The 25,625-nt window shown below is 67.1% G+C and carries 21 protein-coding genes; 17 read left to right on the top strand and 4 right to left on the bottom strand.

Annotation, left to right across the window (positions count from 1 at the left end; all coding sequences use genetic code 11):
* Positions 1 to 184 precede the first annotated feature (184 nt).
* The 3 genes from rplM (at position 185) to glmM (ending at position 2,774) form a co-directional block, all read left to right on the top strand.
* Positions 185 to 628: a 50S ribosomal protein L13 gene (gene rplM / locus QNO08_RS13760; RefSeq protein WP_229964901.1), complete on the top strand. Its 444-nt coding sequence runs from the start codon at positions 185 to 187 to the stop codon at positions 626 to 628.
* A gap of 39 nt (positions 629 to 667) precedes the next feature.
* Positions 668 to 1,165 (top strand): 30S ribosomal protein S9, encoded by a 498-nt coding sequence (gene rpsI / locus QNO08_RS13755; RefSeq protein WP_229964902.1) that lies wholly within the window; start codon positions 668 to 670, stop codon positions 1,163 to 1,165.
* Positions 1,166 to 1,409: 244 nt separating this feature from the next.
* A complete protein-coding gene (glmM, locus tag QNO08_RS13750) occupies positions 1,410 to 2,774 on the top strand; it encodes a phosphoglucosamine mutase (protein ID WP_229964903.1) in 1,365 nt (454 codons plus the stop codon).
* Between the two features lie 57 nt (positions 2,775 to 2,831).
* On the opposite strand, the gene coaA is transcribed toward glmM, so the two are convergent.
* The gene (coaA, locus tag QNO08_RS13745) at positions 2,832 to 3,749 is read right to left on the bottom strand and encodes a type I pantothenate kinase (protein WP_229965057.1); all 918 of its coding nucleotides are present in this window, start codon (positions 3,747 to 3,749) and stop codon (positions 2,832 to 2,834) included.
* A 207-nt stretch (positions 3,750 to 3,956) separates the two neighbouring features.
* Between coaA and glmS the strand changes: the two genes are divergently transcribed.
* The 12 genes from glmS to tsaD all read left to right on the top strand — a co-directional run bounded on the left by glmS (position 3,957) and on the right by tsaD (position 19,307).
* Positions 3,957 to 5,852 carry a glutamine--fructose-6-phosphate transaminase (isomerizing) gene (glmS, locus tag QNO08_RS13740; protein WP_229964904.1) on the top strand — a complete coding sequence of 632 codons (1,896 nt, stop codon included), beginning with the start codon at positions 3,957 to 3,959 and terminating at the stop codon, positions 5,850 to 5,852.
* Positions 5,853 to 5,854: 2 nt separating this feature from the next.
* On the top strand, positions 5,855 to 6,205 hold the full coding sequence (locus QNO08_RS13735; protein WP_229964905.1) for a holo-ACP synthase: 351 nt from the start codon (positions 5,855 to 5,857) through the stop codon (positions 6,203 to 6,205).
* 9 nt (positions 6,206 to 6,214) lie between these two features.
* On the top strand, positions 6,215 to 7,792 hold the full coding sequence (locus tag QNO08_RS13730; RefSeq protein WP_229964906.1) for an NAD(P)H-hydrate epimerase: 1,578 nt from the start codon (positions 6,215 to 6,217) through the stop codon (positions 7,790 to 7,792).
* A gap of 77 nt (positions 7,793 to 7,869) precedes the next feature.
* Complete coding sequence (glgX, locus tag QNO08_RS13725) at positions 7,870 to 10,059, top strand: glycogen debranching protein GlgX (protein WP_229964907.1); 2,190 nt, start codon at positions 7,870 to 7,872, stop codon at positions 10,057 to 10,059.
* Positions 10,056 to 12,398 (top strand): malto-oligosyltrehalose synthase, encoded by a 2,343-nt coding sequence (gene treY, locus QNO08_RS13720; RefSeq protein ID WP_229964908.1) that lies wholly within the window; start codon positions 10,056 to 10,058, stop codon positions 12,396 to 12,398. The genes glgX and treY overlap by 4 nt, the downstream gene beginning before the upstream one ends.
* Positions 12,395 to 14,140, top strand: a complete 1,746-nt coding sequence (treZ, locus tag QNO08_RS13715) for a malto-oligosyltrehalose trehalohydrolase (RefSeq protein ID WP_229964909.1) — start codon at positions 12,395 to 12,397, stop codon at positions 14,138 to 14,140. Before treY ends, treZ begins: the two co-directional genes overlap by 4 nt.
* Before the next feature lie 35 nt (positions 14,141 to 14,175).
* Complete coding sequence (gene mgrA / locus QNO08_RS13710; protein ID WP_229964910.1) at positions 14,176 to 15,222, top strand: L-glyceraldehyde 3-phosphate reductase; 1,047 nt, start codon at positions 14,176 to 14,178, stop codon at positions 15,220 to 15,222.
* A gap of 91 nt (positions 15,223 to 15,313) precedes the next feature.
* Positions 15,314 to 16,480 carry an alanine racemase gene (gene alr / locus QNO08_RS13705; protein WP_229964911.1) on the top strand — a complete coding sequence of 389 codons (1,167 nt, stop codon included), beginning with the start codon at positions 15,314 to 15,316 and terminating at the stop codon, positions 16,478 to 16,480.
* Entirely contained in the window at positions 16,477 to 17,070 is a 594-nt protein-coding gene (gene tsaE / locus QNO08_RS13700) for a tRNA (adenosine(37)-N6)-threonylcarbamoyltransferase complex ATPase subunit type 1 TsaE (RefSeq protein ID WP_229964912.1), read from the top strand. Before alr ends, tsaE begins: the two co-directional genes overlap by 4 nt.
* A 10-nt stretch (positions 17,071 to 17,080) precedes the next feature.
* Positions 17,081 to 17,749 (top strand): tRNA (adenosine(37)-N6)-threonylcarbamoyltransferase complex dimerization subunit type 1 TsaB, encoded by a 669-nt coding sequence (gene tsaB / locus QNO08_RS13695; protein WP_229965058.1) that lies wholly within the window; start codon positions 17,081 to 17,083, stop codon positions 17,747 to 17,749.
* Between the two features lie 11 nt (positions 17,750 to 17,760).
* On the top strand, positions 17,761 to 18,243 hold the full coding sequence (gene rimI / locus QNO08_RS13690; RefSeq protein WP_284155665.1) for a ribosomal protein S18-alanine N-acetyltransferase: 483 nt from the start codon (positions 17,761 to 17,763) through the stop codon (positions 18,241 to 18,243).
* The gene (gene tsaD / locus QNO08_RS13685; protein ID WP_229964914.1) at positions 18,240 to 19,307 is read left to right on the top strand and encodes a tRNA (adenosine(37)-N6)-threonylcarbamoyltransferase complex transferase subunit TsaD; all 1,068 of its coding nucleotides are present in this window, start codon (positions 18,240 to 18,242) and stop codon (positions 19,305 to 19,307) included. The genes rimI and tsaD overlap by 4 nt, the downstream gene beginning before the upstream one ends.
* 30 nt (positions 19,308 to 19,337) lie before the next feature.
* On the opposite strand, the gene QNO08_RS13680 is transcribed toward tsaD, so the two are convergent.
* Positions 19,338 to 20,795: an HNH endonuclease gene (locus QNO08_RS13680; RefSeq protein WP_229964915.1), complete on the bottom strand. Its 1,458-nt coding sequence runs from the start codon at positions 20,793 to 20,795 to the stop codon at positions 19,338 to 19,340.
* A 116-nt stretch (positions 20,796 to 20,911) separates the two neighbouring features.
* Positions 20,912 to 22,060, bottom strand: a complete 1,149-nt coding sequence (locus QNO08_RS13675; RefSeq protein ID WP_229964916.1) for a glutamate--cysteine ligase — start codon at positions 22,058 to 22,060, stop codon at positions 20,912 to 20,914.
* 157 nt (positions 22,061 to 22,217) lie between these two features.
* On the opposite strand from QNO08_RS13675, the gene QNO08_RS13670 reads away from it, so the two are divergent.
* The gene (locus QNO08_RS13670) at positions 22,218 to 23,030 is read left to right on the top strand and encodes a shikimate 5-dehydrogenase (protein WP_284015548.1); all 813 of its coding nucleotides are present in this window, start codon (positions 22,218 to 22,220) and stop codon (positions 23,028 to 23,030) included.
* A 33-nt stretch (positions 23,031 to 23,063) separates the two neighbouring features.
* On the opposite strand, the gene QNO08_RS13665 is transcribed toward QNO08_RS13670, so the two are convergent.
* Positions 23,064 to 24,284 (bottom strand): THUMP-like domain-containing protein, encoded by a 1,221-nt coding sequence (locus QNO08_RS13665; protein ID WP_229964917.1) that lies wholly within the window; start codon positions 24,282 to 24,284, stop codon positions 23,064 to 23,066.
* Between the two features lie 54 nt (positions 24,285 to 24,338).
* Between QNO08_RS13665 and QNO08_RS13660 the strand changes: the two genes are divergently transcribed.
* Positions 24,339 to 25,508, top strand: coding sequence for a MalY/PatB family protein (locus QNO08_RS13660; RefSeq protein ID WP_331461755.1), 1,170 nt, complete (start codon positions 24,339 to 24,341; stop codon positions 25,506 to 25,508).
* The last annotated feature ends 117 nt before the right edge of the window (positions 25,509 to 25,625 follow it).

Below are 25,625 nucleotides of genomic sequence, written 5' to 3'. Positions count from 1 at the left end.
TCTATGCCCACGGGAGCGGCTCGGTTGCAGAGCCACCTGGCCCCGGGGAAATAGCCGAGTACATCAGGACCACTGGTTACATCAGTCCTCACCTGACCATCCGGTAAACGCATAGAGAAGCTGTGGCTCATATGGCCTCCATGTGAGCCGCGCCACCTAAGAAGAAGAAACGAAGGCAAAAACCGTGCGTACGTACACCCCGAAGCCCGGCGACATCAACCGCCAGTGGCACGTCATTGACGCCACCGACGTTGTCCTAGGCCGTCTTGCCAGCCAGACCGCAACACTGCTGCGCGGAAAGCACAAGCCGACCTTCGCTCCCCACATGGACATGGGCGATTTCGTCATCATCATCAACGCTGAGAAGGTAGCCCTCACCGGCGCCAAGCTCGAACAGAAGCGTGCCTACCGCCACTCGGGTTTCCCGGGCGGTCTGTCCTCCGTCAACTACGCAGAACTGCTGGAGTCGAATCCGGTACGTGCAGTTGAGAAGGCCATCCGCGGCATGCTGCCCAAGAACTCCTTGGCTGCACAGCAGATCAGCAAGCTCAAGGTCTACCGCGGTGCAGAGCACCCGCATGGAGCCCAGCAGCCCAAGACCTTCGAAATCACCCAGGTCGCCCAGTAGTTCTGGCCCGCCAACTAAAGAATTTAATCAAGGAGAATCGTGGCTCAGAACACTGAAGAGCTCAATGAAACAACCGAGGAGCTTTCCAGCTACACCTCGGAAACCCCTGATGCAGCCGAGGCTGCGGTCAAGGAACGCCCGGCCCTGACGGTCGCCGGCTCCGCCGTTGGCCGCCGCAAGCAGGCAATTGCCCGCGTGCGCGTTGTTCCGGGCACCGGCAAGTGGCTGGTAAACGGCCGCGACCTGGCTGCTTACTTCCCGAACAAGCTGCACCAGCAGGATGTCAACGAGCCGTTCAAGGTCCTCGACCTTGACGGCGCCTACGACGTCATCGCCCGCATCCACGGCGGCGGCGCTTCCGGACAGGCCGGCGCGCTGCGTCTGGGTGTTGCCCGCTCGCTGAACGAGATCGACCGCGACAACAACCGCGCGACGCTCAAGAAGGCCGGCTTCCTGACTCGTGACGCACGCGTCATTGAGCGCAAGAAGGCTGGTCTCAAGAAGGCACGCAAGGCTCCGCAGTACTCGAAGCGCTAATCCAGCGCTACACGAAGAAGCCCGTTACGGAAGTCCTCGGACTCCCGTGGCGGGCTTTTTCGTGGCAGCTGCCGGACGCTCAGCAGCTTCAACTATTTACCTGAATTACCCGTGGCCTTGGCCGTGAAACCACCTCGCAGCCTCCGGTGCTTAGTCGCCGGCGGTGCAGGAGTGGCACAATGGCCCAGTGGGCTCTCCCGCCTGAATGCCTACGGCCCCGCCCCAAGTTTGAGGATTATGTGCGATGACTAGATTGTTTGGAACCGACGGTGTCCGTGGATTGGCCAATGGCCTGATCACCGCCGAAGTGGCCTTGGGGCTGGCACAGGCGGCCGCCGTCGTTCTGGGGCACCGGCGTGTGCAGGGCGGCCGCAGGCCCGTGGCGGTAGTGGCCCGGGATCCCCGCATCAGCGGGCATTTTATTTCCGCGGCTGTGGAAGCCGGACTGGCGAGCTCCGGCATTGACGTGTTCGACGCCGGCGTCCTGCCGACTCCCGCAGCGGCCTTCCTGGTGGCTGATCTGGATGCCGATTTCGGCGTGATGATTTCCGCCTCGCACAATGCGGCTCCGGACAACGGCATCAAGTTCCTGGCCCGCGGCGGCCAGAAGCTCGACGACGCCGCCGAAGACGCCATTGAAACCGAAATGGCAAAGCCCAGCCTGCGCCCCACGGGAGCCGATGTGGGACGCATCCACCGGTTCGCCGATGCCGAGGACCGCTACGTCATCCATTTGCTGCAGACGCTGCCGAACCGGCTGGAGGGGCTGAAAGTCGTCCTGGACTGCGCCCACGGTGCTGCCAGCGGCTGCTCGCCGCAGGTCTTTGCCGACGCCGGCGCCGAGGTGGTGGTCATCGGAGCAGAGCCCGACGGCCTGAACATCAACGAGGGCTGCGGCTCCACCCATCTGGAAATGCTTCAGGCGGCAGTCCTGGAACACGGGGCCGACCTGGGCGTTGCGCATGACGGGGACGCCGACCGGTGCCTGGCGGTGGACCATGAAGGAACCGTCATCGACGGTGACCAGATCATGGCCATCATGGCCGTGGCGCTGAAGGACGCCGGCAAGCTCAAGGACGACACCCTCGTGGCCACGGTGATGAGCAACCTGGGCCTGAAGCTCGCGCTGCGCGACGCCGGCATCACCCTCCTGGAGACCGGAGTGGGGGACCGGTACGTTCTGGAGGGCATGCGCGCCGGCGGCTACAGCCTTGGCGGCGAGCAGTCCGGACATGTGATCTTCTCCGAATTCGCCACCACCGGTGACGGCGTCCTGACCGGCCTGCAGCTCGCAGCGCAGGTGAAGCGCACCGGGAAGACGCTCAAGGAGCTGGCGCAGGTCATGAACAAGCTGCCCCAGGTCCTGATCAACGTCAAGGGCGTCGACAAGGCTGCGGTAAGCAGCAACGAGGCCGTTCTCCAGGCAGTCCTGGACGCCCGGATGGTTCTGGGCGAAACGGGCCGGGTGCTGCTCCGTCCCTCCGGCACCGAGCCCCTGGTGCGGGTGATGGTGGAAGCCGCGGACATGGAAACCGCTGCCTCCGTGGCCTCCAAGCTGGCCGAGACGGTGGAAAACCACCTCGCCCTGGAACCCTTCGCCAAGGCCTGAGACGCGCGCCTGACGCGGATCCGGATGCTTCCGCGCCGGCGCCGGCCCGGAACGGGCCTACGTTTTGCGCAGCAGCATCCGGGTCACTGAATGGTCCGAGTCCTTGGTCAGCACCAGCTGGGCACGACCGCGCGTCGGCAGCACGTTGGTGACCAGGTTCGGTTCATTGATGCGCTTCCAAATGCCCAGCGCCGTGGCCCGGGCTTCCTCATCGGTGAGTCCGGCGTAGCGGTGAAAGTATGAGTCCGGATTGGCGAACGCGCCGCCGCGCAGAGACATGAAGCGCTGGACATACCATTCCTCGATGTACGAGGTTCTCGCGTCCACGTAGATGGAGAAGTCGAAGAAGTCGCTCAGCGCGAGCCCTGCCCGGCCGTCGGCCCGCGTCCGCGCCGGAGCGAGGACGTTCAGGCCCTCCACAATCAACACGTCGGGGCGCCGGACCACAATCTCCGCTTCGGGCAGGATGTCGTAGGTCAGATGCGAGTACCTTGGCGCCCTGACCTCCTCCGCTCCGCTCTTGACCGCGCTGACAAAGCGCAGCAGCGCGCGGCGGTCGTATGACTCGGGGAACCCCTTGCGGTCCATGAGCCCCCGCCGCTTGAGCTCTGCGTTGGGATAGAGGAACCCGTCGGTGGTGATCAGCTCAACGTTCGGCGTCTCGGGCCAGCGCCGCAGCATTTCGCGCAGCACGCGCGCCGTCGTCGACTTGCCGACGGCCACCGACCCGGCGACCCCGATGACGAACGGGGTCCGGGTGGTCTTCTCGCCCAGGAATGTGGTGGTGGCGCTGTGCAGCCGTCCGGCCGCGGCAACGTAAAGGTTGAGCAGGCGCGAGAGCGGGAGATACACCTCCCGCACTTCATCCAGGTTCAGTTTTTCGCCCAGGCCGCGGAGCCGCAGGATGTCGTCCTGGTTCAGCGGGGACCGGATTTCGTTGGAAAGCCGGGACCAGGTCTGCCGGTCCAGCTCCACGAACGGCGAAAAACCGCTGTCGGCGCCGTTTCCGGAGGAGGCCTTGGCCGGATGAGGGGCTGCCTTTGATGTACGGTCTGTCACTTTACGATTCTGCCCTGCCGGGCAGCCAATCCAAAACGCCCGTTGCAGGCAACCGGATTTGGGCCGGCGGCACTCCAGCTGCGCTTTGCCGGTGTGGCTGCGGCTGCCGGTAGTCTTAGCTGTATGTGTGGAATCGTTGGATATGCAGGCCGCCGCCCCAGTGCCGCCGCCGCAGGGCAGCTTAAGAGTCATGAGCATGGTGCGCTCGACGTCGTCATGGAGGGCCTGCGCCGGCTGGAATACCGCGGTTATGACTCCGCCGGAGTCGCAGTCCTGACCGAGACCGGGATCGAATCCCGCAAGAAGTCGGGCAAACTTGCCAACCTGACGGCCGAGCTCGCCGCAGCCCCGCTTCCCGCGGCAACCACCGGGATCGGCCACACCCGCTGGGCAACCCACGGCGGTCCGACGGATGAGAACGCCCATCCGCACCTGGCGGATGACGGGCGCCTGGCCGTGATCCACAACGGCATCATCGAGAACTTCGCCGAGCTCAAGGCCGAGATGCTCGAAGCCGGGGCCGTTTTCAGCTCCGAGACCGACACCGAGGTGGCAGCCGCCCTTCTGGCATCCGTCTACCGCGGCGAAGGCGGCCAGGACCTGGCCGTGTCCATGCAGCTGGCCTGCCGCCGGCTCGAGGGCGCGTTCACCCTGCTGGCCATTCACGCCGATTCGCCCGACGTCGTCGTGGCCGCCCGGCGCAACTCGCCGCTCGTCGTCGGCCTGGGCGACGGCGAGAATTTCCTGGGCTCCGACGTCTCCGGCTTCATCGACTTCACCCGCCGCGCGGTTGAACTGGGCCAGGACCAGATCGTCACGATCACGCCCGAGGCCGTCGAGATCACCGACTTCTACGGCAACCCCGCCGAGGGCACCGAGTTCAAGGTGGACTGGGACGCCGCCGCTGCGGAAAAGGGCGGATACCCCTCCTTCATGGAGAAGGAAATCAACGACCAGCCGCAGGCCGTGGGCGACACCCTGCTGGGCCGCTCCGACATCGAGGGCCGCCTGACCCTGGATGAGCTGCGCATCGATCCCGAAGACCTGAAGTCGATCAACAAGATCATGGTCCTGGCCTGCGGAACCTCCGCGTATGCCGGCCAGGTTGCCAAGTACGCCATTGAGCACTGGTGCCGGATCCCCGTGGAGGTCGAACTCAGCCATGAGTTCCGTTACCGTGATCCGATTGTCAACGAACATACGCTGATCGTCGCCATTTCCCAGTCCGGCGAGACCATGGACACGCTCATGGCCGTCCGCTACGCCAAGGAACAGGGCGCCAAGGTGCTGGCGATCTGCAACACCAACGGCTCGACCATTCCGCGCGAGTCCGATGCCGTGCTTTACACCCATGCCGGACCGGAGATCGCGGTGGCTTCCACCAAGGCCTTCCTGGCACAGATCACCGCCGCCTACCTGCTGGGCCTGTACCTCGCCCAGCTGCGCGGCGACAAGTTCCAGGGCGAGATCAAGGACATGCTGGCCGACCTGGCCAAGGTGCCGGCGAAGATCCAGCAGGTGCTGGATTCCTCGGAGCAGATCAAGGAGCTGGCCGCCATCATGGCCGATGCCAAGTCGGTGCTGTTCCTGGGCCGCCACGTAGGATTCCCGGTCGCCATGGAAGGCGCCCTGAAGCTGAAGGAACTGGCCTACATCCACGCTGAAGGATTCGCCGCCGGCGAGCTCAAGCACGGTCCGATCGCCCTCATCGAAGAGGGCCAGCCCGTCTTCGTGGTGGTGCCTTCGCCGCGCGGCCGCGACTCGCTGCACGCCAAGGTGGTCTCCAACATCCAGGAAATCCGGGCCCGCGGTGCCAAGACCATCGTGATCGCTGAAGAGGGCGACGACGCCGTCAAGGCGTACGCCGAGCACGTCTTCTACGTGCCGGAGACGCCCACCCTGCTGGCGCCGCTGCTGACCACGGTTCCGCTGCAGATCTTCGCCTGCGCCCTGGCCACCGCCAAGGGCTACGACGTTGACCAGCCGCGCAACCTCGCCAAGAGCGTAACGGTCGAATAGCGGTGATCATCGGCATTGGCGTGGATGTGGTGGACGTGCCGCGCTTTGGACGCCAGCTGGAGCGGACGCCGGGCCTGCGGGCCCGGCTGTTCGTACCGGCCGAACGTGAGCTGAACCTGCGGTCCCTTGCGGCCCGGTTTGCCGCGAAGGAAGCGGTCGCCAAGGCCCTCGGCGCTCCGGCCGGCATGAACTGGCAGGACTGCCAGGTGGACCTCGATGCCGCCGGCGCCCCCAGCGTCAGCGTTCGGGGCACGGTGGCCGCGGCCGCCGAAGCCAAGGGCGTGCGCACCTGGCACCTCTCGCTCAGCCACGACGGCGACGTCGCGACTGCCATGGTGGTAGCCGAGGGTTAGTCTGTAGGCATGATTCGTGCGTACTCCGGCACCGCTGTGCGGGCCGCGGAACAACCCTTGCTCGCCGCCGGCTTCGGCCCGGAACTGATGCAGCGGGCAGCGTACGGATTGTACGCCGCCGCCGTCCGCGAGTTGCTGGACCGCTGCGGGTCCGTCTACGGAACACGCGTGTGCGTGCTGGCCGGCGCCGGCAACAACGGCGGCGACGCCCTGTACGCCGGAGCCCGGCTGGCCCGCCGCGGCGCCGGGACCACAGCGGTCCTCACGGCTCCGACGGCACATCCGGAAGCCCTGGCCGAATTCCGGCGGCAGGGCGGCCGCGTGCTCGCCCTCTCCGCCGGCGTCGAGGAGGCCGCAGGGATCTGTGCGGCAGCAGACCTGGTCATCGACGGCATCCTGGGAACCGGCGGCAGGGGCGGGCTGCGCGGACCGGCTGCCGAACTGGCCCGGAAACTCCCGGACCCGGGCACCGGCCCGAAACCGCCGCTGATCATCGCCTGCGACCTGCCCAGCGGCGTGGACGCGGACACCGGGGAAGCCGACGGCGAGCACCTTGCCGCGGACCTGACAGTCACCTTCGGGGCCGTCAAGACCGGCCTGATGGCCGGTCCCGGCGCGGTTGCGGCCGGCCGGATCGAGTACGTGGACATCGGGCTGGCGGCCTTTGCCGCCCCGGAACTGCTGCGGCTGGAACCGGCCGACCTGGCCGGTCTGCTGTCCGCCCCCCGGAAAACCGATCACAAGTACACCCGTGGCGTGTTGGGCATCGCTGCCGGCTCCGCCACCTATCCCGGCGCCGCTGTCCTGGCCACCGGAGCAGCACTGGCCGCCGGCGTCGGCATGATCCGCTACTTGGGGCCGGAACCGGTCGGCCGCCTCATCAACGCCGTTCATCCCGAAGCCGTCTGCGGCACCGGCAGCGTCCCGGACACCCATGTCCAGGCCTGGCTCGCCGGACCGGGAGCCGGAGCCGATGAAGACCAGCGCCGGCGCGCCCTGGACGCCATGGCGTCAGGGCTTCCCGCCGTCGTCGACGCCGATGCCGTGGCCTGGGCGGAGCCGGGCCTCGGACCGCAGGTGATCCTGACCCCGCACGCCGGCGAACTCACCGCCCTCCTCACCAGGCTTGGGGAGCCCGTTCCCCGGAAGCAGGTGGAGGCGGATCCGCTTCGCTCCGCCCGGCGCGCCGCCGAACTGACGGGGGCCACCGTCCTGCTCAAGGGCTGGGCCACGATCACTGCAGCCCCCACCGGTGAGACCTTCAGCCAAGCCGAAGCGACACCGTGGCTGGCGGCAGCCGGCAGCGGCGACACCCTCTCCGGCATCCTGGGGGCGCTGCTCGCGACGGACCGCGCGGGCCGGGCCGACGAACGGCCCCCGCCGGGGCATTATGCGGCTCTTGCCGCTGCTGCCGCGAGCATTCACGGCCGGGCGGGAACCCTCGCCGCCGCGTCCGGGCCGGTGGCACCCTCAGCCCTGCCGGCCGCCGTCCGAACCGTGATCGGGGACCTTTCCCCCGCTCAGCCGGCAGGTTTGGGCACTCCGGTCCGGGGCCGCCCGCGGAGGGTAGTAAAGCGGGCTGTTTAATGCTGGGCCAAGTCTGAGGTAAAAAGTAAGTAGACATACTATGTACTTGTTGTTATTGAACTAGTCAGGAGCTTTACATGGAAGTTTGGCCGGGAGAAGCTTATCCGCTGGGCGCGACCTACGACGGAAACGGCACTAACTTTGCGCTCTACAGCGAGGTTGCCGACTCTGTCACGCTGTGCCTGTTCGACGACGAGGGCAACGAAGAGTGTGTGCGCCTGACCGAGGTGGACGGCTATGTGTGGCACTGCTACCTGCCCCAGGTTCTGCCCGGGCAGAAATACGGATACCGGGTTGACGGCCCGTCCGACACCGAACACGGCAACCGCTGCAACCCCAACAAGCTGCTGCTGGACCCCTATGCCAAGGCGGTCTCCGGCGAGATCGACTGGGACCAGGCGCTGTTCGGCTACAACTTCGGCGACGAGAACTCACGCAATGACGAGGACTCCGCCCCGCACATGATGATGGGTGTTGTCATCAACCCGTTCTTCGACTGGGACGGCGACCGCAAGCCCAAGATTCCGTACCACCGCTCGGTGATTTACGAGGCCCACGTCAAGGGCCTCACGGAGCTGCATCCCGACGTCCCCGAGGAACAGCGCGGCACCTATGCCGGCGTCGCGCACCCTTCGGTCATCGCACACCTGCAGAAGCTGGGCGTCACAGCCATTGAGCTGATGCCCGTGCACCAGTTCGTCAACGACTCCACGCTGCAGGAGAAGGGCCTGTCCAACTACTGGGGCTACAACACCATCGGCTTCTTCGCCCCGCAGAACACCTACAGCGCCACCGGCGATGCGGGCCAGCAGGTCCAGGAGTTCAAGGCGATGGTGCGCGCACTGCACCTGGCCGGCATTGAAGTGATCCTGGACGTCGTCTACAACCACACGGCCGAGGGCAACCACTTGGGCCCCACGCTGTCCTTCCGCGGCATCGACAACCAGGCCTACTACCGGCTGATGGATGACGACAAGCGGTACTACATGGACTACACCGGCACCGGCAACTCCCTGAACGTGGGCAACCCGCATTCACTGCAGCTGCTCATGGATTCCCTGCGCTACTGGGTCACCGAGATGCACGTGGACGGTTTCCGCTTCGACCTGGCCTCCACGCTGGCACGTGAGTTCTACGACGTCGACAAGCTCTCCACCTTCTTCGAACTGGTCCAGCAGGATCCCGTGGTTTCCCAGGTGAAGCTGATTGCCGAGCCCTGGGACATTGGCCCCGGCGGTTACCAGGTGGGCAACTTCCCGCCGCAGTGGACCGAATGGAACGGCAAGTACCGCGACACCGTGCGCGACTTCTGGCGCGGAGAGCCGTCCACCCTGGGGGAGTTCGCTTCCCGCATCACCGGTTCCGCTGACCTGTATGAGTCCTCGGCCCGCCGCCCGGTGGCCTCGATCAACTTCGTCACCGCCCACGACGGTTTCACGCTGCATGACCTGGTGTCCTACAACGAGAAGCACAACGAAGCCAACGGCGAAGACAACAACGACGGCGAATCCCACAACCGGTCCTGGAACTGCGGCGCTGAGGGCCCCACCGACGATCCGGCGGTGCTCTCGCTGCGCGCGCGCCAGCAGCGGAATTTCCTGGCCACCCTGCTGCTCTCGCAGGGCGTGCCCATGATTGCCCACGGCGACGAACTGGGACGCACCCAGCAGGGCAACAACAACACCTATGCGCAGGACTCCGAGTTGAGCTGGATCAACTGGGAGACGATGGACACGCCGCTGATGGAATTCACCGCAGCCGTCAACACGCTGCGGGCCGAACATCCCACGTTCCGCCGCCGCCGCTTCTTCGACGGCCGGCCCGTGCGCCGCGGCGAGGGCGAGGCGCTGCCGGACATCGTCTGGCTCACCGAGGACGGCACGCCCATGTCCCCGGACGACTGGGACACCCCGGTCAGCCGGTCCCTGGGCGTGTTCCTCAACGGGCAGGGCATTTCCGGCAAGGACGCCCGCGGACAGCGGATCACTGACCTGAACTTCCTGCTGTACTTCAACGCCCATGACGAGGACGTCAAAGTGACGGTCCCCGCCAAGGAATACGCACCTATGTGGGACGAGGTCATCGACACGGCGGGGGAGTACGCCGACTCGGCCCCGATTCCCGCCGACGGCCAGTTCACCGTCGCCGCCAAGTCCATGGTGGTGCTGCGCGCCCATGAGGAGGAAGAGGAGCACGACCACTCAGTGGCCGCGTCCCTCGCAGCATTGGCGGGGTCCAAGGCCCACAGCAACGAGGTGGACGGATGAGGACACCGCTCTCCACCTACCGGCTCCAGATCCGCCCGTCATTCACCCTCTTCGACGCCGCGGATCTGGTTCCGTACCTGGCGGACCTCGGCGTGGACTGGGTGTATCTCTCACCCATCCTCACCGCCGAGGAAGGCTCGGACCACGGCTACGACGTCACTGACCCGTCCGCCGTCGACCCCGCCCGCGGCGGCCCCGAGGGACTCAAGGCCCTCTCCGACGCCGCCCATGCCGCCGGCCTGGGCGTGCTGGTCGATATTGTTCCCAACCACATGGGCATCGCAACGCCCCACCGGAACCCGTGGTGGTGGTCAGTGCTGAAGGAGGGACGCGGCTCGCGGTACGCCGAAGCCTTCGACATCGACTGGGACGCGGCAAACGGCAAGCTCCGGCTGCCCGTCCTGGGCGACGGACCCAACGAGTTGGCGGAACTGAAGCTGGCCGACGGCGAACTGCACTACTACGACCACCGGTTCCCGGTGGCCGAAGGCACCGCAGCGGAAGGGGACAGCGCGCAGGACGTGCACGCCCGCCAGTCCTACGAACTGGTGAACTGGCGCCGCGCCGACAACGAGCTGAACTACCGCCGGTTCTTCGGGGTCAACACCCTGGCCGGCCTCCGGGTGGAGGAACCGTGGGTCTTTGACGAATCGCACGCCGAAATTCGGCGCTGGTTCGACGAAGGACTCGTGGACGGCCTGCGCATCGACCATCCGGACGGTCTCGCCGATCCCAAGGGCTACCTGACCCGGCTGCGCGAGATCACCCGCGGCGCGTACATCCTGGTGGAAAAGATCCTGGAACCGGGCGAAAAACTCGCGGCGGACTGGGAAACCGAAGGCACCACCGGCTACGACGCGCTGGCCGACATCGACCGGCTCTTCGTGGACCCCGCGGGCAATGACAAGCTCACCGCACTGGTGCCGATGGAACCGTACGCACAGATGATCCACGGCACCAAGCGGGTCATCGCGGACAACCTGCTGCACTCCGAGGTGCAGCGCCTCGTGCGCCTGCTCCCGGCGGACAGCGGCTTGGACCCGGAAACGGCTGCAGATGCGCTCGCGGAGCTGCTGGCCTGCTTCCCGGTTTACCGCAGCTACCTGCCTGAAGGCGCCGGGTACCTGACCGATGCCTTGATTGCCGCGAAGGTCCACCGCCCGGATCTCGCGGCAGCGCTGGACATCCTGCATTCGCTGTTGAACCCGCTGGCGGACGCAGACAGCGCTGAAGCGGTCTCCCTTTCCCGTCTGGGGGAGCTGGCCGTGCGATTCCAGCAGACCTCCGGCATGGTGATGGCCAAGGGCGTCGAGGACACGGCGTTCTACCGTTACTCCCGCCTGACGTCCCTGAACGAGGTTGGGGCCGACCCGGCGCACTTCTCCGTGGCGCCGGGTGAAATGCATGCACGCCTGATCCGCCGGCAACTGGAACAGCCGGCAGCCATGACGGCCCTGACCACGCACGACACCAAGCGCAGCGAAGACACCCGCGCCCGGATCTCCGTGCTTGCGGAAATCCCGGACGAGTGGCGCGAGGCGTTCACGCGCCTCGACGCCCTGGCTCCGATGAATGACGCGCCGATGGCGAACCTGCTGTGGCAGACCTTCGTCGGTGCCTGGCCGCTGAGCCGGGAACGCGCACACGCCTACGCCGAGAAGGCCTCACGGGAAGCGTCCAGCAGCACCACCTGGACGGCTCCCAACGCGGAATTCGAGGAACGGATGCACGCGGCCATCGATGCAGCGTTCGACGATCCGGGCGTCAACTCGGTGATCACCGCACTGGTGGAACGCATCCGCGAGGCGGGGTACAGCAACTCGCTCTCCGCCAAGCTCCTGCAGCTGACCATGCCCGGTGTGCCCGACGTCTATCAGGGCACTGAATTCTGGGACCGCTCGCTCGTGGACCCGGATAACCGCCGCCAGGTGGACTTTGCCCGCCGCCGCGAGGTCGCGGCGGCGTTCGCCGCTGCCGACGCCGGTGCCCCCGCACTGGACGAGGACGCGGCAGCGAAGCTGCTGGTCACCACCCGGGCGCTGCAGCTCAAGCACGGCCGGCCCGAGCTGTTCACGGGGTACGTTCCCGTGGCGGCGGAAGGGCCTGCGGCAGAGTACCTCTTCGGGTTCGACCGCGGCGGCGCCGTAACACTCGTGACCCGTCTGCCGCTGGGACTTCAGCGCTCCGGCGGCTGGCAGGACACCGCCGTCGTCCTGGCAGCTGGCACCTACCGCGACGTGATCAGCGGAAAAACACACGAAAGCGGCGGCCGGCTGGCGGCTGCCGATCTGTTCGGCACCTATCCGGTGGCGCTGCTGGTTCGGGAGGACGGCGAATGAGGACCAACTTCGAGGTGTGGGCGCCCAAGGCCGGCACCATGACGCTGCTGGCCGACGGCCGGCACCTGTCGATGACCCGCGGCGAGAACGGCTGGTGGCACGCCCAGCACGCCGAACTCACCGAGGACATCGACTACGGCTACCTCATAAACGACGCCGAGACGCCGGTGCCGGATCCCCGGTCCCGGCGGCAGCCCGAGGGCGTGCACGCACTTTCGCGCACCTTCGATCCGGATCTGTACCAGTGGCATGACGCCGGCTGGGTCTCCCCGGGGCTCGACGGCAGCGCGATCTACGAAATGCACGTGGGCACCTTCACCCCCGAAGGCACGCTGGACGCGGCGATCGGCCGGCTGGACTATCTGGTGGACCTGGGTGTCCGCTTTGTCGAACTGCTGCCCGTCAATGCGTTCAACGGAACCCACAACTGGGGTTATGACGGCGTGCTCTGGTACGCCGTGCAGGAAACCTACGGCGGGCCCGAGGCCTACCAGCGGTTCGTGGACGCGGCTCACCAGGCCGGACTCGGCGTCATCCAGGACGTGGTCTACAACCACCTTGGACCCAGCGGCAATTACCTGCCGATGTTCGGCCCCTACCTCACCGAGGGAAAGTCGAACACCTGGGGGGACTCGGTCAACCTGGACGGTCCGCTCTCCGATGCCGTCCGCGAGTACATCGTGGACAACGTCCTGATGTGGTTCCGCGACTACCACGTGGACGGGCTGCGCCTGGATGCGGTGCACGCACTGCACGACGAACGCGCCGTGCACATCCTCGAAGAGATGGCCGCGGCAACGGATGAGTGCGCCGAAGCCCTGGGCAAGCCGCTGTTTTTGATCGCGGAGTCGGACCTGAACAACCCCCGGCTCATTACCCCTCGGAACATCAACGGCTACGGCCTTGCGGGCCAGTGGTCCGATGACTTCCACCATGCCGCCCACACCAACCTCACCGGTGAAAACGGCGGCTACTACGAGGACTTCGACTCGGTTGGTGCGTTGGCGAAGGTCCTGCAGGAAGGGTTCTTCCACAACGGAACGTTCTCGACCTTCAGGGAACGCGGCCACGGCCGTCCGCTGGACAAGGAGACGGTGACCGCACGCCAGCTGGTCACCGCCATCCAGAACCACGACCAGATCGGCAACCGGGCAGCCGGTGACCGGCTGAGCGCCGCCCTGGGGTACGAGCAGCTCGCCCTCGGCGCTGTGCTCAGCCTGGCGTCGCCGTTTACCCCCATGCTGTTCATGGGCGAGGAGTTCGGGGCGTCCACGCCCTGGCAGTTCTTCACGTCCCATCCGGAACCCGAGCTGGGGAAGGCCACGGCCGAGGGCCGCCTGAAGGAATTCGAGCGGATGGGCTGGGATCCGGCCACGGTTCCGAATCCCCAGGATCCGACGACCTTCACCAACTCCAAGCTGGACTGGTCCGAGGCGGAAGAGGGGGACCACGGACGGCTGCTGGACCTGTACCGCAGGCTCCTGAAGCTGCGCCGGGAAACCCCCGACCTGATGGATCCGGACCTGCGCAACGTCCGGGTGGACTTTGACGAAGAGGAACGCTGGCTGGTGATGCAGCGCGGTTCCACGGCGGTGGCGCTGAACTTTGCCGACACCCCGCGGGAGGTCCCGCTGCCGTTCGCCGCGCCGGCCAAGGTGCTGCTCGAGACCGCGCCGTCCCGGATGGACGGCGGCACCGTTCAGCTGCCCGCTTACGGGGCCGCTGTCCTGGCGTCGGAGTAGGCGGGATTGTCCGCGGCAGTGGCAGGATGTAACCCATGACATACATTGCCGCGGACAACCGCTACGATTCCATGCCCTACCGCAGAGTCGGCCGCAGCGGGCTGCACCTTCCCGCCGTGTCCCTCGGCCTGTGGCACAACTTCGGCGACGACAAGAATTTCGAAACCCAGCGTGCCATCCTGCGCCGGGCCTTTGACCTGGGCGTCACCCACTTCGATCTGGCCAACAACTACGGGCCGCCCTACGGTGCGGCCGAAACCAACTTCGGCCGGCACTTCAAGGACGACTTCCGGCCGTACCGGGATGAGCTGGTCATCTCCTCCAAGGCCGGTTACGACATGTGGCCCGGACCCTACGGGAACTGGGGATCACGCAAGTACCTCCTGGCCAGCCTGGACCAGTCCCTGGACCGCATGGGCCTGGACTACGTCGACATCTTCTACAGCCACCGCCCCGATCCCGAGACCCCGCTGGAAGAAACCATGGGCGCCCTGGATACCGCCGTGCGCTCCGGCCGGGCCCTGTACGCAGGCATCTCCTCCTACTCGCCGGAAAAGACGCTGGAGGCTGCCCGCATCCTGCGCGAGATGGGCACTCCGCTGCTGATTCATCAGCCCTCGTATTCAATGCTGAACCGGTGGGTCGAGCAGGGGGACCCGAACCTGTTCGCGGCACTGGATGAGGCCGGCGCCGGCTCCATCGCCTTCTCGCCGCTGGCCCAGGGGCTGCTGACCAGCAAGTACCTCAACGGGGTGCCTGAAGACTCCCGTGCAGCCGCCGGCAAGTCGCTGGAAAAGTCCCAGCTGTCCGAGGACAACCTCCGGCGGGTGCGGGCGCTGGACGGCCTGGCGCAGGCCCGCGGCCAGAGCCTGGCGCAGATGGCCATCGCCTGGGTGCTGCGTCCGCAGGCCGGCGGCGGCGCCGTCACCTCCGCGCTGGTGGGCGCGTCCAGCGTGCAGCAGCTTGAAGACAGCCTGGCCGCAGTGACCAACCTGAGCTTCACCCCCGAGGAGCTGGCCGCCATCGACACGTATGCGGTGGACTCCGGCATCAATCTGTGGGCCTCGGCGCTGGACGCCTGACGGCTGCGGCTGCAACCGGTTTTCTCCCGGTTGCAGCCGCCGGGAGGCCCCGGAGCACCGGGCAGGCCCGGGTGAATGAAACAATGGTCAGGTGAATGACCAACAAGCTCCTCCCGCTGCAGAACGCCAGGCCCTCGTCGATCTGGCCGCCGTGCGGCACAACGTCCGCCACCTCGTTCGGCTGGCCAGCCCGGCCCGGGTGATGGCAGTCGTCAAGGCCGATGCCTACGGCCACGGCGCTGTCCCGGTTGCCCGCGCCGCACTGGAGGCCGGCGCCTCCTGGCTCGGTGTCGCCCACATTTCCGAGGCCCTGGCCCTGCGCGGCGCCGGCATCACCGCTCCGCTCCTGGCCTGGCTGCACACCGTGGACAGCCAGTTCTCCGAGGCAGTCGCGGCCAACGTGGACCTGGGCCTCTCCGGATGGGAACTGGAACACGTCGCTGCGGCTGCGCGGGAACTGCAGATCCCGGCGCGGGTGCACCTGAAGATCGACACCGGGCTCGGCCGCAACGGCTGCCCGCCCGAGAAATGGGAATCCTTCGTGGGCCGCGCCCTGGCCTACCAGGAAGAGGGACTGCTGCGCGTCGTCGGGATCTTCTCCCACTTCTCCGTCGCCGACGAACCCGACCGTCCCGAGACCGACGAGCAGCTGGAGAGATTCCGCACGGCCGTCGCCGTCGCCGAGGACGCCGGTGTGGACCGCGAGGTGCGGCACATCGCCAACACCCCCGCCGCACTGTCCCGCCCGGATTCCCACTTCGACATGGTGCGGGTGGGCCTGGGCCTGTACGGGCTGTCGCCCTTCCCCGGGCAGACCCCCGATGAACTGGGCCTGCGTCCGGCCATGACCCTGAAGACCACCATTGCCAACTGCAAGGAAGTTCCTGCCGGGCAGGGCGTCTCCTACGGGCTGCGCTACACCGCGCCGGAAGCCACCACGCTGGCGCTGGTTCCCCTGGGCTACGCCGACGGCGTTCCCCGCATCGGCACCGGAGGCCCGGTCTGGGTGGACGGAACCGTCTATCCGGTGGTCGGTCGCATCGCCATGGACCAAATGGTCATTGATCTCAACACCACGGGCATCGCGGGCACCGGCAAGGACCTCGTTGGCCGGGAGGCAGTCCTGTTCGGCGGCGTCGGACTGCCGTCCGTCGATGAGTGGGCCGAGGCCTGCGGCAGCATCAACTACGAAATCATCACCCGCATCAGCTCCCGCGTGGAGCGGAAGTACACCGACACGGAGGCCACCGAAGCATGAGCGCAGCACAGGGCAACGTTGATGCCCCGCCGGTCTGGGAAGAGGAAATCCGCACCGCTGACGCCCAGCAGACGCAGGCAGTGGCCGAACAGCTGGGCCGCCGGCTGGCCGCCGGCGACCTCATCCTGCTCACCGGTGAGCTCGGCGCCGGGAAAACAACCTTCACCCAGGGCCTGGGCCGCGGACTGGGCGTCCGGCCCGGCATCATCTCGCCGACCTTCGTGCTGGTCCGCATTCATCCCAGTCTCTCGGACGGCCCCGATCTGGTGCATGTGGACGCTTACCGGCTCGGGTCCAGCGCGGAAATCGACGACATCGATCTGGAAAACACCATGGACACCTCGGTCACCGTGGTGGAGTGGGGCCGCGGACTGGTGGAGCACCTCTCCGGCAACCGGCTGGAAATCACGCTGGTCCGGCCGACCGGGTCCGACGCCGGCCGGGCGCCGGGAGACGGCGGCCTGACTTTCGACTTCGACGATGACCCGGACGAAGAGCGCGTGATCCGGATGGCCGCCTACGGCCCGCGGTGGGCGAACTTCCGGCGGCCCGCCGGGGCTGCGGAAAGGGTGCAGCCGAAGGAGACGTAAAATGGGCACCGTGCTTATTCTCTCCATTGACACCTCCGCCATTGCCAGTGCGGCGCTGCTGACCGGGGAAGGGGAGGTCCTGGCTGAATTTGCCACGGAAGACACCCGTTCCCATGCCGAAGTGCTGGCCCCGGGCATCCGCGACCTGATGGCCTCCGCTGACGTCACCGCCGCAGACCTCGACGCCGTGGTGGTGGGGGTGGGACCGGGACCGTTCACCGGCCTGCGCTCCGGCATCGCCACGGCCCGCACCCTCGGCTTCGCCTGGAACAAGCCGGTGCACGGGGTCATGAGCCTTGACGCCATCGCTGTGGACGCCGCGCTCGACGCGTGGCGGCTGGGCATTGACGAGTTCGCCGTTGCCACCGATGCCCGGCGCAAGGAAGTGTACTGGGCGCACTACCGCAGCACCGGCGGCACGGCCGAACTCCTGGCCGGCCCGTTCGTGAGCGACCCGGCGGAAGTGCCGGCGCTGCCGGTCTACGGCGTGGGCGCCGGCCTGTATCCCGAGGTGCTGCACGGCGTTGCCGGTTTCACCGGCACCCAGCCCACGGCTTCGGCCCTCGGCCGCACCGCCGTCGTCCGCCTGGTCCGCGGGCTTCCGCTGCTGGACACCACGCCGCTGTACCTGCGCGAATCCGATGCCAAGGTGCCCGGACCCCGGAAGCGTGCACTGTGACCGGCCCGGCCATGATCCGGTCCATGACCTTCGACGACATAGCCGCCGTGGACGGGCTCGAACGGGCGCTGTTCCCCGTTGATGCGTGGCCGCTGCAGATGTTCTACGACGAGCTGAACCAGGCGGACACCCGCTCCTACTATGTCGCCGAGGACGCTGACGGCCGAGTTGTCGGCTACGCGGGGCTGATGTGCGTGCTGCCGATCGCCGATGTGCAGACCATCGCCGTCGCACCCGAGGCCGAAGGCGCGGGCATCGGATCGGCGCTGCTGGCCACGCTCATCAACGAGGCCAAGGAGCGCGGCGCCGACGACGTCCTGCTGGAAGTGCGCGCCGACAACCCCCGCGCCCAGCGGCTCTACCGCTGGTTCGGGTTCGAACAGATTCACATCCGGCCGCGCTACTACCGCGACGGCGCGGACGCACTCATCATGCGGCTGGCTCTTTCCGCTTGGAACGGATCCCCGCGCGTTACAACGAAGGACACCGAATGAACCGCACGGACCCGCTGGTGCTTGGCATCGAATCATCCTGCGACGAAACCGGCGTCGGCATTGTCCGCGGCGGCAAGCTGCTGACCAACACGGTGTCCTCCTCCATGGAGGAGCACGTGCGCTTCGGCGGGGTCATTCCGGAGATTGCCTCCCGGGCGCACCTGGACGCCTTCGTACCCACGCTGCGCCAGGCCCTGGACGAAGCCGGCGTGACCCTGGACGACATTGACGCCATCGCCGTCACATCCGGACCCGGACTGGCCGGCGCGCTCATGGTGGGCGTCTGCGCCGCCAAGGCGCTCGCCGTCGCCACCGGCAAGCCGCTGTACGCCATCAACCATCTGGTGGCCCATGTGGGGGTGGGCGTGCTCGACGGCGACGAGCTGCCCGACAACCTGGGTGCGCTGCTCGTTTCCGGCGGCCACACCGAGATCCTCCGGGTGAAGTCGCTGACCGGCGACGTGCAGCTGCTGGGCTCCACCATCGACGATGCCGCCGGCGAGGCCTACGACAAGGTCGCCCGCATCCTCGGACTGGGCTATCCCGGCGGGCCGGCCATCGACAAACTGGCTCGGGACGGCAATCCGAAGGCCATCCGGTTCCCCCGCGGCCTGACCCAGCCCAAGTACATGGGCACGGCCGAAGAACCCGGACCGCACCGCTACGACTGGTCCTTCTCCGGACTCAAGACCGCCGTGGCCCGGTGCGTCGAGCAGTACGAGGCGGCCGGCGAGGAACTCCCCGTGGCCGACATTGCCGCTTCCTTCCAGGAAGCGGTGGTCGACGTGATTACGGCCAAGGCGGTCCTCGCCTGCACCGAACACGGCATCACCAACCTGCTCCTGGGCGGGGGAGTGGCTGCCAACTCCCGGCTCCGGGAGCTGACGGCTCAGCGCTGCGCTGCGAAGGGCATCACCCTGCGGGTGCCGCCCATCTCGCTCTGCACCGACAACGGCGCCATGGTTGCCGCCCTGGGCGCCCAGGTGGTGATGGCCGGTGCCGAGCCCTCGGGCCTCGGTTTCGCTCCGGATCCGTCGATGCCGGTCACCAGCATCCATCTCTAATTACTGTCGGACATTAGCCGGCACCGACTTCTAGCCGGCACCCGTTCGGTCCGGGCCTGCCGGTCCGGGAAGCGGCGGCGCCACCGACAAATAGGCGTGGCCCGTGGGGGTGACGGTTTCGACGGTGTGCCGGCCATTGTGCCGGCGGTTGTGACTGCCGGGCGGAGCTGATCGAGAGGTCCATCCGGGGGCTTCCTTGGCCTGGTTGCAGGCCTCGCACAACCCCTGCAGGTTCTCCGCGCTGGTCGGACCGCCCTCATGGACCGGCCGAATGTGGTCATAGTGCCGGATCGGCGCCCCGCACCACGGCATCCGGCAGATCTGGTCCCGGACCGCGATGAACCGGGCCAGGCCCTTCGGCACCAGCCGTGCCTTGGAGTCCATGCCCACCAGCGCTCCGGTGGAGGGAACCGTGTAGAGCCGCCGCAGCCAGGTCCGGTTTTCCCCGCGGGGGTTGCCGGTTGTTCCGTCCGGCGCGCCGGGTTTCCTTGGACTGGCGTTGCTGTTGCGGCCGCCCCTGTCGCTGCCGCCCTGACGGACCAGATCCCGGGCCAACTGTGCCGGAACCACCCCGTATCCTGCGAGCACGGCAGGTTCCGCGGACCCGGCCAACAGGGTCCGGTCCGTCATGATCAGCTGCACCTCCACCCGGACGTCTTCAGCACGGGCCTGGCCGGTGGTGCGTTCCACGAGGGTGTCGGCCATGATCTGGCCCTTCGTCCGCGGGTCCCCGGCAGCCCGCAGCCGGTCCGCTTCCCGGGTCAGCGCCGCGAACACGCCCACCCCCTGGGCAACCGGCAGCAGTGCGGTCAGATACGTCATGGTGTCCGGGGCCGGACGGCAGGAGACAAAGCGCTCCGAGGTTGCGTGGGCGGTCCGGTTCACCACAGCGTGCGGATCCATTGCATAAGACAGAGATTTGATCCGGGAAATGAGCTGGCGGTCTCCGAGCTGCTCCAGCTCCGTCAGGTTTCCGGCGACTCGTTCGTCGATCTTCTGCCGGTCCTCCAGGGTCAGGCAGGCGGTCTCGCGGACCAGGAGCGTGGCCCGGTACTCGCTGATCACGCCCAGGCTCAGGGCGTGCAGGGTGTGCGGCATTTCAGTGGTCAGGATCCGGGCCAGGCCCAGCAGCTTGGCACCGTTATGCGGAGAGTCCCGCCGCGCCAAGCCGATCTGCGCGCCCACGCCTTTGCCGAGCTGCTCGGCCTTTAGGCCGGCCCGTGCCTGGGAGCGGCGGATCATCGCATCAAATATGGCTGTCGCCCTGACCTGAGCCGCGGACGCCGCAGCCTTGACCTCCTCCAGGGCACGAATCTGATCGATAAGGGCGGCCAGCAGCGCAGGTTCAGCGGATTCGGCATTCCCCCGGAGCTCAGTTCCGACAGGTCCCGTGGCGTTTCCGGACAGCGCTCCGGTCAGTCCGCCGACGGCAGAGGGTTCCTTCGGCGGTGCTGTTCCGCTGACCGGATGGCGCTTGAGTTCGTACATGTATTCGATTTTAGTGGCGCAGATCACTAAAAAGGCGAGTGTCCATTACGGGTGCAATACCCGATTTATTGGTCAGGCCTGAGGGGCCGGTCACCGGGACCCGGCCCCCGGTGACCCTAAGCTTCGCCGCGCAGCTGCCGGATGCCGTCCTGGACGACGGCACGCAGGTCGCCGCCGTTTTCTGCGGCCACGCGACGCTGCCGCTGGTAGCCGGCGCCGCGCTCGATGATCACGGCCACGTCGGCCAGCTCGGCTGCACAGCCCAGTTTTTCGGCGACGGGTGCCAGACGCGGCAGGACATCTTCGAGAAGGTGGTCGGTGACCAGCTTCTCGTTGCCGGCAGCATCCAAGATGATGATGGCATCGAGGCCGTAGCGGGCGGCACGCCACTTGTTCTCCTGCACATGCCACGGGGGCATGGTGGGGATGCTGCCGCCGTTGTCCAGGATGGTGGAGAACTCCTCCACCAGGCACTGGGTGAGGGCTGCCACGGCGCCGACGTCCTCAATGGTGGCCATGCCGTCGCAGACCCGCATTTCGACGGTGCCCAGGTTGGGCACGGGGCGGATGTCCCAGCGGATCTCGCTGATCGAGTCGATCACTCCGGTGGTGTACATGTCCTGCACATAGGACTCGTACTCCGCCCAGGACCCGAATTGGAAGGGCAGGCCGGCGGTGGGCAGCTGCTGGAACATCAGGGCCCGCTGGGAGGCATAGCCGGTGTCCTCGCCGGACCAGTACGGAGAGGACGCTGACAGCGCCTGGAAGTGCGGGAAATAGTTCACCAGGCCGTCCACGACGGGCAGTGCCTTGTCACGCGAATCCAGGCCGACATGCACGTGCACTCCGTAGATCAGCATCTGCTGGCCCCACCACTGGGTGCGGTCAATCAGCTTGGCGTAGCGTTCCTTGTCAGTGATGGGCTGCGACCGGGGAGCGCTGAACGGATGAGATCCGGAGCAGAACAATTCGACGCCCATGGGGTCCGTGACCCGGCGCAGGGCTTCAAGGGATCGAGAGAGGTCCGCTTTTGCATCAGCGACCGTGTTGCAGACGCCGGTCACCAGCTCCACCGTATTCTCGAGCAGCTCCTGCTTGATATGCGGGTGCTCGTCATCCTCGGTGAGGCCCGGATAAGCGGCGCTGACGCCGCGCAGGACCTGGTCAGCCACGGAGACCAAATCTCCCGTGGTCCGGTCGACAAGGGCCAGTTCCCATTCAACGCCGAGTGTTGACTGGGCCGACTGGGCGAAACCGATTTGCAAACTGACTCCTGCTGTACTGCGTAATCTGTGGAGGACCCGGTCCCGCATCATCGCGCTTGAGAACCCGGTTCAATCCTAACTGTCAAGTGCCGGCAATCCATCAACGAGCCGGCCCGCGCACCATTCCCCCGGAAGCCTCGAAGGCCATAATGGGATCGTGCCCATTCTGAATAAAGACATGACCCTGTGTGTTTCCCTCGCTGCGCGGCCGTCCAATATCGGAACGCGCTTCCACAACTACCTCTACGACCTGCTGGACCTGAACTACGTCTACAAGGCTTTCGCGCCCACGGATCTGGCCCAGGCAATTGCGGGAGTGCGCGGCCTGCCGATCCGCGGCTGCGCCATTTCCATGCCGTACAAGGAAGACGTCATCGCGCTGGTGGACCGGATGGATCCGTCGGCGGAGGCGATCAGCTCGGTCAATACGATAGTGAACGACGACGGCGTCCTCACCGCCTACAACACCGACTACTTGGCGATAGCCCGGCTGCTGGCCGACCACCACATCCCCGTCGCCTGGTCCGTGCTGCTGCAGGGATCCGGGGGCATGGCCAAGGCGGTCGCCGCTGCGCTGCGGAACGCCGGATTCTCCGACGTCACCATTGTGGCCCGCAACGAAGGCACCGGACGGGCACTTGCCGACCGCTACGACTTCAACTGGCAGGCAGAGGCGGCGGGCATTACGGCCGACCTCATCATCAACGTCACTCCGCTGGGCATGACCGGGGAACACGAGGCGGTCCAGTCCCTGGACGACGCGGCGGTTGCGGCCGCGCGGACGGTGTTCGACGTCGTCGCGCTCCCCGCCGAAACGCCCCTGGTTCGCGCAGCGCGCGCAGCGGGCAAGAAGGTCATCACCGGTGCCGAAGTGATCGCCCTCCAGGCGGAGGAGCAGTTTGTGCTCTACACCGGGGTCCGGCCCACGCCGGAGCAGGTGCGGGCTGCCAGCGAATTCTCCCGCGCCTGACCCGGCCGTCTCCGCGCGGATCTCCGCATCTGCCTAGGCGGCGGAGGTCACCGGCTCCACCACAATGGCCACCCGGTCCTCACCCAGCCGGGTCAGGACCAGCGTGGCCTTGTTCGGTCCCTTGCCGGACCCGGTGAGCAGCTGCTTGCGCAGCTCCTCGGGAGTGACCGACATGCCGCGCTTCTTGATGTCCAGGACACCGATGCCGTTGGCCTTCACCCAGGCCTTGAGCGCCTTGACGTTGTAGGGGCGCACTTCGAGCACCCGGTAGGCGCGTGCGAAGGGCGTCGCCATCAGCTCGGGGGCACCGATGTAGGCAATGTGCGGATCCAGCAGGTGACCGTCCAGGGAGCGGGCGACGTCGGCAACAAGCCCAGCGCGGATGACCGCGCCGTCGGGCTCGTACAGGTAGGCATCCACGGGACCGACGGCGACGTCCTCGCCGCCGGGCACGTAGTCGAACGGCGAGGTCAGCTCCGCGGCGCCGTTGGCTCCGATCACCAGGGCGGCGCGGCGGACGCCGTCGCGGCGCAGGGCATTGAACCACAGGGTCGCCTCGGTTACGTCGCCGTCCACTGATACCCACTGCGCTTCGCAGTTCTTCGGCAGCGCGTCGTGCGGAATTCCGGGGCCCATTTTCACGCCCACGGGCAGGCCGGCGTCGGCCAGTGATTCCACGAAGGACAGCGGCGGAGAAAACGCTTCCGGATCAAAAATGCGGGTGGTGCCGGAGGTCGAGGTGGTCCGGCGTGCCGGATCCAGCCACACGCCGTCGAACCCGCCGAGGTCGAACTCTTCGGCGGCGCCCTGGACCACCTTGGCGTTGGGCCAGGGCATCAGGTTGATGGTGGCCGCGGCGGCGGTGATTTCATCAAGCTCGACGGCGGTCACCTGCCGGTCCAGCGTGGCCAGCGCCAGGGAATCCGCGCCGATTCCGCAGCCCAGGTCCGCTACCTTCTCCAAGCCGGCCTGAACGTACCGCTGGGCATGCAGCGCCGCGACATTCAGGCGGGTGGCCTGCTCCAGCCCCGGCGCGGTGAAGAGCATGTGCTCGGCAAACGGGCCGAACTTGCCCCGGGCCTTCATCCGCAGTTTGGCCTGGGTCAGGACGGCGGCCACCACCTCGGGGGAGTGCCCGGCCTTGCGCAGATCGTTGTTGAGCTTAAAGGACTCGGACTCCAGGTACGGGCCGAGGGAGTTCAGCAGTTCCCAGCCTTCGGAGGTCAGAACATGGGCGAGGGAGGTATCCGGCATGCCTACCAGCCTAGTTCTTCTGCCGCCGGGCACGTTAGCTGTAGGTTGGGCGGCATGATGAAGATCGCGGCGGAGCCGCTGGCCGCGCTGCGAGCCCGGACCAGCGCGAAATGGCAGACCTACCCGGCGGACGTCCTGCCGCTGTTCGTGGCGGAAATGGACTATCCGCTGGCCGAGCCCGTGCAGCAGGCCATCATTCACCGGGTCCTGGCGTCGGACACGGGTTACATTGCCGGCCCGGAACCGGTCGCCGGTGCCTTTGCCGGGCACGCCGGGCGGACCTGGAACTGGGCGGTGGATCCCGGGGACGTGCGGACCACCACCGACGTCAGCGTGGCCATCGTCGAGTGTCTGCGGCAGGCGGTTCCGATGGACGGCAGCGTGGTCATCACCCCGCCGGTCTATCCGCCCTTCTATGAGCTGCCGCCGGAAGCCGACGCTTCGGTGGTGGAAGTTCCACTGCTGCTCACGGGGAGGGGCTGGCAGCTGGACCTGCCGGCGCTGGAACGCGCGTTTGCCAAGGGAGCCGACGCCCTGCTGCTGTGCAATCCGCACAATCCGCTGGGCCTGGTGCATTCGGCTGAAATCCTCCGGGCGCTCGCCGACCTGTCGGCCAAATACGGAGTGGCCGTGATCAGCGATGAAATCCATGCTCCGCTGACCTACGCGCCGGGCTCGTTCACGCCTTACCTCTCCGTCTCCGCGAATGCCCGCGAGTACGGCCTGTGCGTGACCGCAGCCAGCAAAGCCTGGAACATTGCCGGCACCAAGTGCGCGGTGATGGTGGCCTCCAGCGAACGCACCCGGCTGCAGCTGGACTCCATGCCGGACGAGGTTGCCGCTCGGACCAGCATTCTGGGCCTGCACGGCACCGTGGCCGCGTATAACGACGGCGGGTCCTGGCTGGAGGCCGTCATGGCCGCGCTGGAGGAGAATCGCCGGCTGCTCGGCGAGCTGCTGGCGGCCCGGCTGCCCGGTGTTGTGTACCGTCCGCCCGCCGCCGGATATCTGGCCTGGCTGGACTTCCGGGGGGTCGGCTGGGGTGAGGATCCGGCTGCCGTGGCCCTGGAACGGGCCCGGGTGGCGCTGGAACCGGGGCACCGGTTCGGGCCGCAGGGCAGCGGCTTCGCCCGGTTGAACTTCGCCTGCTCCCCGGAGGTGCTGGCCGAGGCGGTGGAGCGGCTGGCACGGGTGCGGGCGTCGTCGTCGGACGGGACCGCCTAGATGACCACCGGCCGGCCTGAATGAAGGACAGCGATAGGCTTGTTGGCCAGGGGCGAAGATAGAGACCGCCAAGCACATCACCGTGAACGGCGGGAAATACCGTAAGAAGGCAGGCAA

Source organism: Arthrobacter sp. zg-Y820 (assembly GCF_030142155.1).
Classification (GTDB): Bacteria; Actinomycetota; Actinomycetes; order Actinomycetales; family Micrococcaceae; genus Arthrobacter_B.
Note: the sequence above shows the minus strand (reverse complement) of the source record. Positions and strands in the feature narration are given on the sequence as shown.

What these genes read in the sequence shown, in the direction of transcription:
- glmM (WP_229964903.1), top strand. Translation starts at nt 1,410, where the DNA reads ATGACTAGATTGTTTGGAACCGACGGTGTCCGTGGATTGGCCAATGGC.
- glmS (WP_229964904.1), top strand. Translation starts at nt 3,957, where the DNA reads ATGTGTGGAATCGTTGGATATGCAGGCCGCCGCCCCAGTGCCGCCGCC.
- QNO08_RS13730 (WP_229964906.1), top strand. Translation starts at nt 6,215, where the DNA reads ATGATTCGTGCGTACTCCGGCACCGCTGTGCGGGCCGCGGAACAACCC.
- glgX (WP_229964907.1), top strand. Translation starts at nt 7,870, where the DNA reads ATGGAAGTTTGGCCGGGAGAAGCTTATCCGCTGGGCGCGACCTACGAC.
- treY (WP_229964908.1), top strand. Translation starts at nt 10,056, where the DNA reads ATGAGGACACCGCTCTCCACCTACCGGCTCCAGATCCGCCCGTCATTC.
- treZ (WP_229964909.1), top strand. Translation starts at nt 12,395, where the DNA reads ATGAGGACCAACTTCGAGGTGTGGGCGCCCAAGGCCGGCACCATGACG.
- mgrA (WP_229964910.1), top strand. Translation starts at nt 14,176, where the DNA reads ATGACATACATTGCCGCGGACAACCGCTACGATTCCATGCCCTACCGC.
- tsaE (WP_229964912.1), top strand. Translation starts at nt 16,477, where the DNA reads ATGAGCGCAGCACAGGGCAACGTTGATGCCCCGCCGGTCTGGGAAGAG.
- rimI (WP_284155665.1), top strand. Translation starts at nt 17,761, where the DNA reads ATGATCCGGTCCATGACCTTCGACGACATAGCCGCCGTGGACGGGCTC.
- tsaD (WP_229964914.1), top strand. Translation starts at nt 18,240, where the DNA reads ATGAACCGCACGGACCCGCTGGTGCTTGGCATCGAATCATCCTGCGAC.
- QNO08_RS13680 (WP_229964915.1), bottom strand. Translation starts at nt 20,795, where the DNA reads ATGTACGAACTCAAGCGCCATCCGGTCAGCGGAACAGCACCGCCGAAG.
- QNO08_RS13665 (WP_229964917.1), bottom strand. Translation starts at nt 24,284, where the DNA reads ATGCCGGATACCTCCCTCGCCCATGTTCTGACCTCCGAAGGCTGGGAA.
- QNO08_RS13660 (WP_331461755.1), top strand. Translation starts at nt 24,339, where the DNA reads ATGATGAAGATCGCGGCGGAGCCGCTGGCCGCGCTGCGAGCCCGGACC.